The 13,902-nt window shown below is 61.0% G+C and carries 12 protein-coding genes; 7 read left to right on the forward strand and 5 right to left on the reverse strand.

Annotated elements, in window-relative coordinates; all coding sequences use genetic code 11:
- Nucleotides 1-350 precede the first annotated feature (350 nt).
- From J2X66_RS13100 to J2X66_RS13120, 5 genes are all read right to left on the reverse strand, one after another.
- Nucleotides 351-602 (reverse strand): DUF1652 domain-containing protein, encoded by a 252-nt coding sequence (locus J2X66_RS13100; RefSeq protein WP_310264883.1) that lies wholly within the window; start codon nucleotides 600-602, stop codon nucleotides 351-353.
- Nucleotides 603-800: 198 nt separating this feature from the next.
- Entirely contained in the window at nucleotides 801-2,297 is a 1,497-nt protein-coding gene (locus J2X66_RS13105; protein WP_310264885.1) for a helix-turn-helix transcriptional regulator, read from the reverse strand.
- Between the two features lie 88 nt (nucleotides 2,298-2,385).
- On the reverse strand, nucleotides 2,386-3,276 hold the full coding sequence (locus J2X66_RS13110; RefSeq protein WP_310264887.1) for a LysR substrate-binding domain-containing protein: 891 nt from the start codon (nucleotides 3,274-3,276) through the stop codon (nucleotides 2,386-2,388).
- Between the two features lie 5 nt (nucleotides 3,277-3,281).
- Nucleotides 3,282-5,486: a molybdopterin cofactor-binding domain-containing protein gene (locus J2X66_RS13115; protein ID WP_310264890.1), complete on the reverse strand. Its 2,205-nt coding sequence runs from the start codon at nucleotides 5,484-5,486 to the stop codon at nucleotides 3,282-3,284.
- Nucleotides 5,486-5,950 carry a 2Fe-2S iron-sulfur cluster-binding protein gene (locus tag J2X66_RS13120; RefSeq protein ID WP_310264891.1) on the reverse strand — a complete coding sequence of 155 codons (465 nt, stop codon included), beginning with the start codon at nucleotides 5,948-5,950 and terminating at the stop codon, nucleotides 5,486-5,488. Before J2X66_RS13120 ends, J2X66_RS13115 begins: the two co-directional genes overlap by 1 nt.
- A gap of 118 nt (nucleotides 5,951-6,068) precedes the next feature.
- Here J2X66_RS13120 and J2X66_RS13125 point away from each other — a divergent pair, with 118 nt between their 5' ends.
- The 7 genes from J2X66_RS13125 to J2X66_RS13155 all read left to right on the forward strand — a co-directional run bounded on the left by J2X66_RS13125 (nucleotide 6,069) and on the right by J2X66_RS13155 (nucleotide 13,899).
- Nucleotides 6,069-6,959 (forward strand): LysR substrate-binding domain-containing protein, encoded by an 891-nt coding sequence (locus tag J2X66_RS13125; RefSeq protein WP_310264893.1) that lies wholly within the window; start codon nucleotides 6,069-6,071, stop codon nucleotides 6,957-6,959.
- A gap of 331 nt (nucleotides 6,960-7,290) precedes the next feature.
- Entirely contained in the window at nucleotides 7,291-8,220 is a 930-nt protein-coding gene (locus J2X66_RS13130; RefSeq protein ID WP_042559644.1) for an amidohydrolase family protein, read from the forward strand.
- Nucleotides 8,221-8,224: 4 nt separating this feature from the next.
- A complete protein-coding gene (locus J2X66_RS13135; protein ID WP_053158646.1) occupies nucleotides 8,225-9,130 on the forward strand; it encodes an amidohydrolase family protein in 906 nt (301 codons plus the stop codon).
- Nucleotides 9,131-9,287: 157 nt separating this feature from the next.
- Nucleotides 9,288-10,673 (forward strand): UbiD family decarboxylase, encoded by a 1,386-nt coding sequence (locus J2X66_RS13140; RefSeq protein WP_310264895.1) that lies wholly within the window; start codon nucleotides 9,288-9,290, stop codon nucleotides 10,671-10,673.
- An 11-nt stretch (nucleotides 10,674-10,684) separates the two neighbouring features.
- Nucleotides 10,685-11,278 (forward strand): UbiX family flavin prenyltransferase, encoded by a 594-nt coding sequence (locus tag J2X66_RS13145; RefSeq protein WP_310265273.1) that lies wholly within the window; start codon nucleotides 10,685-10,687, stop codon nucleotides 11,276-11,278.
- Nucleotides 11,279-11,314: 36 nt separating this feature from the next.
- Nucleotides 11,315-12,355: a GTP-binding protein gene (locus J2X66_RS13150; protein ID WP_310264898.1), complete on the forward strand. Its 1,041-nt coding sequence runs from the start codon at nucleotides 11,315-11,317 to the stop codon at nucleotides 12,353-12,355.
- A 188-nt stretch (nucleotides 12,356-12,543) separates the two neighbouring features.
- A complete protein-coding gene (locus tag J2X66_RS13155) occupies nucleotides 12,544-13,899 on the forward strand; it encodes a nucleobase:cation symporter-2 family protein (protein ID WP_310264901.1) in 1,356 nt (451 codons plus the stop codon).
- Nucleotides 13,900-13,902 lie beyond the last annotated feature (3 nt).

A 13,902-nucleotide genomic window follows, 5' to 3' on the forward strand; every position in this document is an offset into this window, starting at 1 on the left:
CTTAACTTCCCCATCCGCTCTCGCATCACCCAACACTTCGGTCTTGTCGATGGTTTCGCAGTGGCGTTCTACCGGGGGTAACGGTGGCGGCGGAGGCGGTGGACTGGAGCAGCCGCTGAGGATCGCAATGCAGAAGGCAAGCGACAACGGCGAAAAAGCACGTTTTCCAAGACTGTTCATAGGCTGACCTGCGGTAAGTAATCGATGTTTTCCGCGACTCGACGACAACACCGCGAAGTCGCGGACCGGTCACAGAAAATTTTACCCTCGCATTTCTTATAGCCCAGTCACCGGCCAATGCCAGCAAATAAGCCACGCAGGCCGATTTTCATCCCGAAAAACGACAGCTCTTACTGATTCTCACCCGAGCGATGCAAACTATTGCTCTGCAACTCGTAACGCAGCTCTTCTATCAGCGACGCCACCGCTTGCGGCGAATTCAGGCTCGACACCTTCAATCCGCTGACCACCAGGTCAACCTCACCCGACTCCGGGTGATACAGCTTTACCGTCACCGAGTTGTCTCCCGACACGCTGCATTCGCAGGCGCGAGGTGAAAAGTGTTGCTCCAGCAGCGCGCGCAATTGCGTCAGGTAAATCATTGCGATTCCCCCTTGAGCTGACTGGCAACCTCGTCGATGGAAACGAAATTAAGTGGGCGACGCATAGGGCAATTCCTTGAGCTGTTTCGTAGAGGACGCGAAGGGGTCAAAGCCCCCTTTTCGCACCCTCACAGCCTAAGGACTGGTGTCTGGTCCCAACACTTCCATTTGCACTGCCTCCACTAGTGCATTTGCACCCTAGCGCTGGCCCTTGGGCCGCCATTCACTGGAAAACAGTCCACGCTCGCGCGACCAGACAATCGCCTCACTGCGACTGTGAACGCCAAGCTTGGAATACACCGTCGATACGTGGTTGCGCACTGTGTTGAGCGCCAGTTTCAGGCGCACGGCAATCTCCTTGTCGGCCAGTCCCTCGCAGATCAGGCCGAGTACATCGCGCTCGCGAGCGGTCAGGTCGGTGAAGGACACGCTGGGTAACTTCGGTGAGTTGACGCTTTTCACGTTGGCGAGTTTTTCGATCAGCGTACGGCTGAACCAGGAGGCGTCTTTCATCACTTCCTCGATCGCCGCGACCAGTTCAAGCTCGGTGCGTTTGCGTTCGGTGATGTCCATCAACACCAGCAAGTAACAAGGACTGTCCTGAATATTCACGGTGTCAGCCGAGATCGTGCAGTCGATCAGGAGCGTATCTTTCTTGCGGATCCTGACATCGACGCGGTCCAGGCTCCCGGCCTTCTCCAACGCTGCAAACAGTTGCGTGCGTGCCGTCTTGTCGTCGATGAAATCGATCTCCGCGATCGTCTTGCCGAGCACTTCCTCGCTGGGATACGCAAGGGTGTCGAGAAAGGCTTCGTTAACGTCGATTACCACCTGATCCTGCGCGCTGCACACCAGCGTCGGCACCGGTGTCAGGCGGAAGGCCTTGGCGAAGCGCTCCTCGCTCTGGCGCAGGGCAATTTCGGCTTTGTGCCGGGGCTCCATGTCGACGAACGAAAATAGCATGCAGTCTTCTTCGTTCAATTCCAGCGGCTGCCCCGCAACGATCACCTGTTTGCTGCCACCGTCAGCCAAGCGCAGCTCGGCCTGCATCTGTGGAATCGTGGCGTGCTCGCGCAGACGCTCGATGGCCAGGTCTTTCTTTTCGGCGCCTTCGAGGATGTCCAATTCATAAGTCGACACGCCGATCACCTGATCGCGGGTAAAACCGGTCATCTCCAGGAAACCGCCGTTGACCTTGATGTAACGCAAATCGCTGAGGCGACAAATCACCGCCGGAGCCGGGTTGGCATTGAAGGTCTTTTCGAAACGCTGCTCGGCGCTGGCCCATTCGGTGACGTCGTCCATGATCAGCACCAGCGACTCCGGCTCACCGGCGCTGTCGGCCACCACCAAGCTGCGCACCCGGTGCACCCACATGTGCTCTTCATCGCCGGCCGGACTGACTTCAACCAGCACATCGCTGAACGTTTCGCCCCGGGCGACGCGGCTCACCGGGTAATTGTCCTTCGGCACCGGGTGATTGTTGCGATAGCGCAAGGCGAAGCGCTTGGCGTACTCCCGGGCATTGGCGCCCAGTTCGCTGATCTGCTCGACTCCGTGCATGGCCAGCGCGGCGTCATTGGCCCAGAGGATCGTCTGATCGAGTTCCAGCAGAATCACGCCGTCGGACAAACCCGCAATAATCTGCTGCAACTGGCGACGATTGGTTTCGGTGCTCAGAACGTCCTGGCTCATTGGTTCCCCACAGTGTTGCGCTCGTATGAAGAGTACGACCGCGCAGGAATTGGATCGTGCGGATGATTTGTGACAGTGGGTTTGGCGTTCAGTTGGCGTTCTGGATGACCAGTTCGCGCAGGGTATCGAGAAAAAGCTTGAGCACCGGCGAGTCATCGTCCGCGCGGTAGGTGGCGTAAAGCGGCACTTCCGGCAATGCCGGGGTCAACCGGCGAAACACCAGGCCGGGGGGCGCCATCTGCTCGATGGACGCTGGCAGCAGCGACACGCCAAACCCCGCACGCACCAGGCTGAGCAAGGTTTGCACCTCGATCACCTGCTGACGAATCTGCGGGATAAACCCGGCCTTGACGCAACACTGGTAGAGGAAATCAGCAAACCGCGACTGCTTGAGTTCGAGCGCCACGAACGGCTCATTGGCCAGGTCCGCTGGCGCCAGGGTTTCGTGTCTGGACAGCGGATGATCCGCCGGCATAACCACCCGGATCGGCTCGTAGATCAACAGTTCGTTGCGCAACTGCGGATCGTCATAACCGACGCGAAACACGCAGGCATCGATACGCTTTTCCTTGAGTGCCTGAACTTGCGCCGCCGGGGTCATTTCATGCAGACGCCAATTGACCTGCGGATAGCGCTCGCGGAACAGGTGCAAGGCCCGTGGCAAGACGCCGACCATCACCGAACTGATCATGCCGATTTCAAGTTCTCCCAATTGGCCGCGACCGGTCTGACGTGTCAGGTCCAGGGCGCGGCTCAGTTGCTCAAACACCATCGGCGCCTGTTCCTTGAGCATCCGCCCCGCCGCTGTCAGTTCAACCCGATGATGGCTGCGCTCGAACAACGGCGTGCCGAGTTCTTCCTCCAGCAGACGAATCTGCTGGCTCAGCGGCGGTTGGCAAATGTGTAGACGCGCGGCAGCCCGGCCGAAATGCAGCTCCTCGGCCAGTGCCATGAAATAGCGCAGCAAACGCAAGTCCATGGCCGTTACCCCAGGGTCAGCGGTGTCGAACGCTGGCGCACACCCGTCAAGTTGAACAGCGCATTGGCAATGGCCGGCGCCACGGAGGGGCTGCCCAGTTCACCGACGCCCCCCGGTTTACCCGGCTCGCCGTCGACCACGAGGATGTCCACGGCCGGCATATCGGACATGCGTGTCACCCGGTAGTCATGGAAATTGCTCTGCACCACCCGGCCCTGTTTGATGTCCAGCCGATCAAACAAGGCATGCCCCAAGCCCCACATCAGGCCGCCGTAGAGTTGTTCTTCGACACCGCCGGGCGATACCGCCAGGCCACAATCGACCACGCAGGTGAGCTTGTCGACCTTGGTCACACCGTCCTTTTTCGACACCTGCGCCACCACGGCGATAAAACTGGTGTAACCCTGATTGGTGGCGACCCCCAGCGCCGTGCCCGGCGGCAATGGCTGGCCCCATCCGGCGCGCTCGGCAGCACTCTTGAGCACCGCTACATGCCTTGGCCGGTCCTGCATGTGGGCGAGGCGAAACGCCAACGAGTCCTGCCCGGCGGCGTGCGCCATTTCATCCATGAAGCTTTCCACGGCGAACACATTGGGAATGAAGCTGACCGACCGATACCAGCCGCTGGGGACGTTGCTTTCGTGCTTGACCCAGACCAGGTCCAGATTCGCCGGGCGATAAGCAAAGTCCCACGCGGTCATGGCCTCGGTGGTGCTGTAATCCATCTTGTCGGGGCGTTCGAAGTAACCCGGCTCCCATTGTTCTGGCGACGCCGGAGACACCGCCTGAAGTTGCAACGCAGTCAGTCGCCCCTGCGCGTCCAGCGCACCTTTGGCCCGGTGCAAGGTGGCCGGGTGCATGAACAACGCGCGCATTTCGTCTTCACGGCTGTTCATCAACTTCACCGGGACCTTGGCCTGTTGCGCCAGGTACGCCACTTCGAACAGCCAGTACTTGGCTTCTCGCGCACCAAAACTGCCACCGGAGACGAGTTCATTGATAGTGACGTGGTCCTGGCTGATCTTGCACACCGTTTGCGCGGCTTCCAGCGCCGACGACGGCACCTGCACACCGCCCCAATAGGTGATGGCGTTGTCTTTGACCTGCGCGGTGATGCAAATCGGCTCCAGCGGGTTTTGCACTTTGTAGGGCATGTGATAGTCGGCTTCGAGCACCTTTGCAGCCGTTGCCCATTGCGTTCCGACATCACCTGCCGCCATCGCGGTGACGCGTTGCGCTTGCTTGTCCTCGATAGCCGCCGCTTGGGCGTCGGCCAGTTGATCGCTGTCGAACCCCGATAGCGCCGATTCGCTCCACTGAACCTTGAGCTGATCGCGGCCCTGATGGGCGGCCCAATAGTTATCAGCGAGCACGGCCACGCCTTCGACATTGCCGCCGAGCACATCCGGCCGACCTGGCACGCGGATCACTTTACGCACGCCCGGCACTTGTAGCGCCGCACTCGAATCCACCGACAATACGGTTGCGCCAATCACTGGCGCCCGTTGAATTACGGCCACCAGCATCTGCGGCAGCACCACGTCGATACTGTACTTGAAGCGACCGCACACCTTGGCGGCCGCGTCGCGTTTGTGTCGCAGCTTGCCGATGTATTTGAACTGCGCCGGGTCCTTGAGCGCGACCTTGGCCGGGGCTGGCAAGTGCGCGGCATCGCTCACCAACTCGCCGTAGGCCAAATGACGCTTGCTGGCCACGTGCACGACGCGCCCCTCTTCGGTGGTGCAACTGTCCGGGCTGACTTTCCACTGTTTGGCAGCAGCCATAATCAGCAATGCACGCGCCGTCGCACCGGCCATGCGCAAACGGTCATACTCCAGGGAAACGCTGGTGCTGCCACCCGTTGAGAAGACTTTCCAGACCGGATGAATGTAGGTATCAAAAAACGGATTTTCCGGGGTGATCACCTGCACCGTCATCGGGTTGACGTCCAACTCCTCGGCCACGCACGCGGCCAGGGCTGTCTGGGTGCCGGTGCCGGAATCGTGTTTGTGCACCACCAGTTTCACGGTGCCGTCGGGCAGGATACGCACCCACGCATTGGGTTCGAATTCTGCGGCGGGCGCCGGCGCCTTGGGGCCGGTCGCGGTCATCCCCGGCGGCAGGTAAAACGCCACGGCCAGCCCACCGGTAACGGTCGCTGCCTGCTTGAGAAAGACTCGGCGCGACAGCTCGATTTGATCAAGGCTCATCACGCCTCCTTCGGCGCATTCGCCGCACGTTTGATGGCTTTATTGATGCGACCGTAAGTGCCGCAACGGCACAGATTCCCCGACATGGCGTTGCGGATCGAATCGTCGGTAACTGCCGCGCCGGTAGTGAGCAACGCAGCGGCGGACATAATCTGCCCGGATTGACAGTAACCGCATTGCGGGACATCTTCGGCAACCCACGCCAATTGCAAGGGATGCTGTTCGGTCGGCGACAAGCCTTCAATGGTGGTGATGGCATGCCCCGCCACTGCCGCGACCGGCAACTGGCAGGAACGCACGGCAACGCCGTCCAGGTGCACGGTGCAGGCACCGCACAACCCCATGCCACAACCGAACTTGGTGCCGGTGAGTTTCAGATGGTCACGCAACACCCATAACAAGGGCATGGAGGGCGATGTCTCTGCCAGCTCGCGTCGTTCGCCGTTTACCGTGAATTCGATCATTGTCAGGCTCCAAGAGAGCGGCCTGTCTTTGTGCAGGCCTGGTGATCGATTATTGGGAGCCTTGAGAAAATCGGGCCAGCGACGATTTCTGCCATCCTGTGTAAGTAGGACTAACAGCATGTACAAGCGATACCCGTCGGTGCAGTCCATGAGCGCATTTATCCAGGCGGCCCGCAGTGGCAGCTTCTCCAGCGCCGCACGCAAACTCGACCTGACCCACAGTGCTATCAGCCAGCAGATTCGTGCCCTGGAGGACTTCATCGGCCAACCGCTGTTCGTGCGCGAAGGCGGCGGCAGCAACCTGACCGATGCCGGGCAGCTGTTTGCCAGTGTGCTGTCCGATGGTCTGGCGCAAATTGATCGCGCGCTATCCTCGGTGAAAAACCGCAGCGTGGCGCAGCGCCTGACCCTCGACGTGGACAGCGAACTGGCGCAGAGCTGGCTTAATCCGCGCTTGCCGCAGCTGCTGGATTTACTCCCCGATTACGAGGTGGTGATGCTGTCGATGCCACGCACGGATCGCAGTTCGTTCGAGCGCGTGGACCTGGCGTTGCGCTACGGCTACGGCGATTGGGACGACTGTGAAATGACGCAGATTTGTGGCGACAGCGTCAGGGCTGTAGCCTCGCCGACGCTGCTCGAACGGCATGGAGTGCAACTGCCGTTAAGCCCGGTGCAAATCCTTGAGCTACCGTTGCTGGGGTATACGCGGCGCTCGTGGATTCCATGGCTGGATGCGGCGGGTATGCCGCCTGTCGAGCCCACGGCGCGAGTGGTGTTCGACAACGCCGCCAACCTGATTGCCGCGGCCGAGGCCGGGGTTGGCGCAGGGTTAGTGCGCGGGTTACTGGCGGCGGATGCCTTGCGCAGCGGACGCCTGGTGGCATTGAACGACGCGCAAATTGCGGCGCATTACAACCTGTACGCGGTGTGGCCGCCGGGCCAGGCTGAGCGGGTGGCGCCCGTGGTTGAGGCGGTCAAGCAGCTGGCTCAGCAAACATTTATCTGACGCCTTCACGAGCAAGCCCGCTCCCACCGTGTTCGAGGGTGTCAACCCCATCTGCGACACACCAAAAAACCTGTGGGAGCGGGCTTGCCCGCGATGGGCCAGCCCGGCCAATACGAAACCATATCGAACGCATATCACCTCCTCGCCCAATTAATATTGTACGAACCCGATCCCCCCTTCCAATACTTCCCCCCAGCAGCCACCCACCCGGGCCGGATGCAAACAGGCGAGGGAATGCGCGAGTCTTTGCGCATAGAAATGGCCGATTGCCCGGGATGCGACTGCTGTGAACCGCAAGGTTCCCTTCCCCGCTATCAGGAGATCGACTTCAATGATCATCGATATCAGTTGCTATCCCACCGACCTGGTGGACCTCGCCTGGAGGCATGACGGTGACCCGTTCACCGGCGAGCGTCTGCTGGAGATGATGGATGGCCCGTACATGGTCAACGGCAAACCTCGCCGCATCGACAAAGCCTTCATCCAGCCACCGCAAGGCAACACCATTTACACCTGGACCGACGGCGACCTCACCGGCCGCGAGTCCATCGACGCCTACATGGCCTACACCCTGAAAATGGTCCAGACCTACCCGGACCGTTTCATCGGCTGCTTCGTTTACAACCCGCGTTGCGGCGTGGAAAACGGCGTCGAGGCGATCGAGCGCTACGTCAAGGAACACGGTTTCAAGATGGTGCAAATGCAGGCCAACATGCATGCCTACCGTCCTGACCGCGCACTGGACTGGGTACGTCCGTGCTTCGAAAAATGCGCCGAGCTGGGCATCCCGGTCAAGCTGCACACCGGCGACGGGCCATACAGCATCCCCTCGGAATGGGTGCCGATGATCAAGGAATTCCCCAACGTCGACTTCATCATGGCGCACTTCGGCGTACAGACCGGCGGCGTGTATGTGTTTGAACCGATGCAGTGGGCGATGGAGCTGCCCAACGTCTACTGCGAATCGGGCTGGTGCCTGCAATCGCGGATCGTCGAATTCGCCAAGGTCCTGCCGACCCACAAGATCCTCTTCGGCACCGACACCCCGCCCAACGAACCGGGCATGTGGCTACGCCTGCTCGAAGTGCTCTGCCACGAGCCGCCTCAGGGCCTGAACCTCGACGAAGACACCCTCGAAGAGTACCTGGGCAACAACACCGCACGGATGATCGGCCTAGAACCCACGCCGCCACCGCGTTCCGTTTCCGAAGCAGAGGCGCAACTCAAGCGCCCCGTCACCACCCAACTGGCCAGGAGCTGAACCGATGATTATCGATACCCATCTGCACCCCACCAACCTGGTCGACGAAGCGTGGCGCCACACCGGCGAACCGTTCACCGGCGAACGGATGCTCAAGCTGATGGACGGCCCGTACATGATCAACGGCAAACCACGCCGCATCGACATGGGTTTCATCCAGCCGCCACCGGGCAATACCGGTTATCGCGACGGCAACCGCCGGGGACGTGAAGGCGTGCGCGATTACATGTCCTATGTCGCCGAACTGTGCGTGAAGTACCCGGACCGCTTCATCGGCAACTTCAACTTCAACCCGCGCTGGGGACCGGAAAACGGTGCGGCGGAGCTGGAGTTCCATATCAAGGAATACGGCTTCAAGATGCTCAAGCTGCACGCCAACATGCACGGCTACCGCCCGGACCGCGCACTGGACTGGTTGCGCCCGGCGATGAAGGTCTGTGCCAAGTACAACATTGTGGTGCTGATCCATACCGGCGACGGCCCGTACACGATTCCGACGATGTTCTACCCGATCATTCGTGAATTCCCGATGGTCAATTTCATCATCGGTCACTTCGGTATCCAGACCGGTGGCAACTACTCGTTCGAGGCGTTCTGGATGGCCATGGACACGCCGAACGTGTACTGCGAATCCGGCTGGTGTTTCCAGTCGCGAATCGTCGAGTTCGCCAAGGACCTGCCGCGCAACAAGATCGTGTTCGGCACCGACTCGCCGCCGAACGAACCGGGCATGTGGCTGCGTGAACTCGAGGTGCTGTGCTCTCCGGCGCCGCAGGGGTTGGGGATCGATGAAGATCATCTTGAGGATTACCTGGGCAATAACATTGCCCGGTTGTGCGGGATCGAACCGACGCCACCGCCCAAGGACCTGATCGAGGCAGACATCCGTCTGACCACCACTTACCTCTGAGTTGGCATGACACAAAACCTTGTGGCTTGACTGACTGACCGTACAGCGACTTTACAGGCGTTCAGATGAACCGGTGTTCGATCGACCGGCGGGCCAACGGCTGGTCGATCGAGCGTCGCCCTCACACCTGCGCGCCTGCTTTTTACGAGGTGAAACCATGACCCTCTCGACGCTCGGCGATACCCAGGATTTTCACCAATTCATTGACGCCTATCGCCGGCAATACCCGGACGATGTGCTGACAATCGACCACACCCTTTCCGCTGATCAGGACGTCACCGCACTGGTGGACGCCCTCGCCGCCCAAGGCCTGGATCCGCTGCTGATCTGCAAAAAGGTCGGGCATCTCGGCGTGCCGGTTGCGACCAACCTGTTCGCCTCCCGTACCCGCATCGCTCGGATGTTCGGCGTCACCCCGGCGCTGCTGCACGAAACGTTTCAGACCCGCGCCAACCACCCCATCCCACCGCGCCATGTCGAGACCGGTCCGATACTGGACGAAATCTTTGAAGGCGAAGATGTGGACCTGGCGCTGCTGCCAATGCTCAAGCATTTCGACAGCGACCGTGGGCCATACATCACCAACGCCATCATCATTGCCGAAGACCCGGTGACCGGCATCGCCAACATGAGTTATCACCGCTCGATGCGTCATGCCCGGCAGACGCTCGCCACCAGCCTGCACTCGCGTGGCCACTTGTGGCGCATGTTGCAAACCGCTCGCGAGCGAGGCGAAGAATTGCGCGTGGCCATGGTGGTCGGCGCGCACCCGTTGTTCATGCTCGCAGCCGCCGCGCGGTTGCCTTTTGGCGCCGATGAACGTGCGGTGGCAGGTGGCTTGTTCGGTGCGGCGCTGGAACTGGTCAAAACCCCGCGCTACGGCATTGGCGTGCCGGCGTACGCGGAGTTTGTGCTCGAAGGCGCCATCGATCCGGCGGCGTATGCCGAGGAAGGTCCGTTTGGCGAATTCAGCGGCTATTCCTCGGACCGCTCGACCAACAACGTGTTGCGCGTCGACACCCTGATGCGCCGCAAAGATGCCTGGCTGGTGGACGTGGTCGGCGGCCGTTACGCCGAACACCTGACGCTCGCGCGGTTGCCACGGGAAGCGGAGATGAGCGAAAAGATCAAAGCGCGTTTTCCTTCCGTGACCGCCGTGCATTACCCCAATTCCGGTACGCACTTTCATTGCTACGTCGCACTGGACCAAAGCCGTGACGGCGAGGCCCGGCAGATCATGCTGGCCTTGCTTGGCTGGGACCCCTACCTGAAAACCGTGATCGCGGTGGACAGCGACATCGACATCAGTGACGACAGCCAGGTGCTGTGGGCACTGGCCACGCACTTTCAGCCACATCAGGACTTGTTCGTCATTGACGGTTTGCCCGGCAGCCCGCTGGACCCATCGTCCTCGGTCAACGGCACCACATCGCGCATGGGTCTCGATGCCACGCGCGGTTCGGCGTTCGACGGGATCAAGGCACAACTGGATCAGGACGTGCTCGAACGCGCACGCGATCTGCTCAAGGGCTATCTGTCGTGAACCGCCCGCGCATGGTGGTCGGCATCAGTGGTGCGTCCGGGTTCATCTACGGTGTGCGCCTGCTGGAATTGCTCGCCGAACTGGACATCGAAAGCCACTTGATCATCAGCCGCGCCGCGCTGCTGACCATGGCCCATGAAACCGACTACAAACTCGCCGACGTGACGGCGCTGGCCAGTCATTACCACCGCGCCGACGACGTGGCCGCCGCGATTGCCAGCGGCTCGTTCCGCTGCCTGGGCATGGTGGTCGCGCCGTGTTCCATGCGCACCCTGGCAGAAATCGCCACCGGCACATCGTCGGGTCTGATCGGACGCGCCGCCGACGTCACCCTCAAGGAACGTCGCACCCTGGTGCTGATGGCGCGAGAGACCCCGTTGACCCTGGCACACCTGCGCAACATGACCGCTGTTACCGAAATGGGCGGGATCATCGCCCCGCCCGTCCCGGCCTTTTACGCCCGCCCGAACAACCTGGCGCAAATGGTCGACCACAGCCTCGGCCGTGTCCTTGACCTGTTCGGCCTCGACGCGGGCACGGCGCTGCGCTGGGGTGAACCCAACCACAAAACCTGTAGGAGTGAGCCTGCTCGCTCCCACAGTTGATAGCACTGCGACCCATCCGTTCTTAAGGAGCACCCGATGACCATCCCATTCAACGCCCCAACCCCGAACCGCAAAATCCCGGTGACCATCCTCACGGGCTTCCTTGGCGCCGGTAAAACCACCCTGCTCAACTACATCCTCAAGGAGAACCACGGGCGCAAAATTGCCGTGATCGAAAATGAATTCGGCGAGGTCGGCATCGACGGCGACTTGGTGCTCAGCTCCGAAACTGAAGAAATCTACGAAATGGTCAATGGCTGCGTGTGCTGCACCGCTGAGGTTCGCGAGGACCTGGTGCGCATCGTTCGCGAACTGGTGGCGCGCCCCGTGCGACTCGATCACATCCTGATTGAAACCAGTGGCCTGGCCGACCCGTACCCCGTGGCGCAGAGCTTTTTCATCAACGATCCGATTGCCGATGAAGTGGAACTGGACGCCATCGTGACCATGGTCGACGCCAAGCACATCGCCCAGCATTTGGAGGATTTGCAACTGGATGGCGTGGACAACCAGGCGGTGGACCAGATCGTTTGTGCCGACCGGATTGTGATCAATAAGGTCGACCTGGTGAGCCCGGCTGAAGTGGCTGCGCTGAGCGACAAGATTCGCGGCTTGAACGCCACGGCAGAGTTGGTGACGTCAAGCTACGCCGAAATTGATCTGTCGAAGATCCTCGGCATCGGCGCCTTTGAGTCAACGCAAAAACTCATGGAAATCGGTGCCGAACACGACCATCACGCCGAAGCCCATCGCCACGACGAGCCGGATCATGAGCACGACCCTAGCGTGACGTCTGTCGGCATCGCCGTCGAGGGCGCTGTGAATCTGGGCGACTTCCACCGCTGGATCACCCGGCTGCGTACTGAACAGGCCGACAACCTGTACCGCATGAAAGGTGTCCTGGCCGTCGCCGATCAAGACCAGCGCTACGTGCTGCAAGGCGTGCACAGTCTCGTCGAGTTCCGTGCGTCCACGGCATGGGGTAACGAACCGCGTTCCAGCAAGATTGTGTTCATCGGCCGCGACCTGGACCGCGCGGCGTTGAACCAAGGCTTTGCCGCCTGCCTGGCAGGCTGAAACAACGCATCGGAGCCGGTGGATGGCGGGTCCGGGCGCAAGAACGAAAGGCCTGATGTGACAGGCACGACCTGTGGCGGCGAACAGCCTCGCTCCCACAGGGAACTGCAGTGGTCGAGCTATCGACACCCTCGCATCAGAACAAATACCCCTCTGTACCGAATAACAACAGCTAGAGGTGTTTCCCCATGTCGTCAGCCACTACTCCTTCCGCCGTCCACCCGGTCGACCAGGTATTACCGATCAGGCAAATGCTCACCCTCGGCCTGCAACACATGGCCGTCTCGTACATCGGCGCCATCGCCGTGCCGTTAATCGTCGCCAGCGCCTTGAAAATGTCCCAGGCAGACACCGTAGTGCTGATCAGCACCACGCTGTTCTGCTCTGGCATCGCCACGCTGTTGCAAACCGTTGGCTTCTGGAAATTCGGGGTGCGTTTACCGATTTTGCAGGGCGTGGCTTTCAGCAGTGTCGGGCCGGTCATCGCCATCGGCACCAACCCGCAGGTGGGGTTTGCCGGGGTCTGCGGGGCGGTGATCGGCGCGGGAATCTTCACGATGTTGATGGCGCCGTTCGTTGGGCGATTACGCCGGTTTTTTCCGCCCGTGGTCACCGGCTGCATCGTTACCGTGATCGGATTGCAGCTGTTTCCGATTGCCTACGAATGGGTTGGCGGAGGCCGCAACGTCAGTAATTTCGGCGCGCCGGCTTATCTCGCCGTGGCCGCCGTGGTGCTCGCGACCATCTTGTTGGTCAACCGCTACGGCAGCCCGATGATGCGCAACATGGCAGTGCTCTTCGGCATGTTGGTCGGGGCGGGACTGGCGTACGGCCTGGGCATGGGCAGTTTTCACAGCGTGCAGGAATCGCCGTGGCTCACCGTGCCCTACCCGTTCTACTTCGGTTTGCCGACGTTCAGCCTGATCCCCATCGCGACCATGGTGGTGGTGATGATCGTGCAAATGGTCGAGTCCATGGGGCTGTTCGTGGCCATCGGCGACATCGTCGACAAACCGGTGGAAGAAAAACAAGTCATCAACGGCCTGCGCGCCAATGGCCTGGCCAGCACCATTGCCGGGATGTTCGCCGCGTTCCCGTTTATTGCTTTCATGGAAAACGTCGGGCTGGTGATTCTGACCGGGGTGCGCAGCCGCTGGGTGGTCGCGATCAGCGGGATGTTGATGTGCCTGGTGGCCTTGGTGCCCAAGGCCGGCGCGATCATCGCGTCCATGCCGACCGCCGCGTTGGGGGGGGCCGGTATCGCAATGTTCGGCGTGGTCGCGGCAGCCGGTATCCAGACGTTGGCCAAGGTCGATTACGAGCGCAACCGCTACAACGTGCTGATCGTCGGCTTCACCATCGCCGCCGCTCTGGTGCCGGTCCTGGCCCCGGCCCTGTTCAAACAAATGCCCGAGTGGTCGCAGCCGTTTCTGCACAGCAGCGTGGTGATCGCCTGCCTGGTGTCGGTGCTGCTCAATGCCGCGCTCAACGGTGTCAGCGTGCCTGATGCCGCCGCCAGCAAATCCGCCACCCACACCCTCTGACGG

This window comes from Pseudomonas sp. 3296 (assembly GCF_031456615.1).
Taxonomy (GTDB): Bacteria; Pseudomonadota; Gammaproteobacteria; order Pseudomonadales; family Pseudomonadaceae; genus Aquipseudomonas; species Aquipseudomonas mucoides.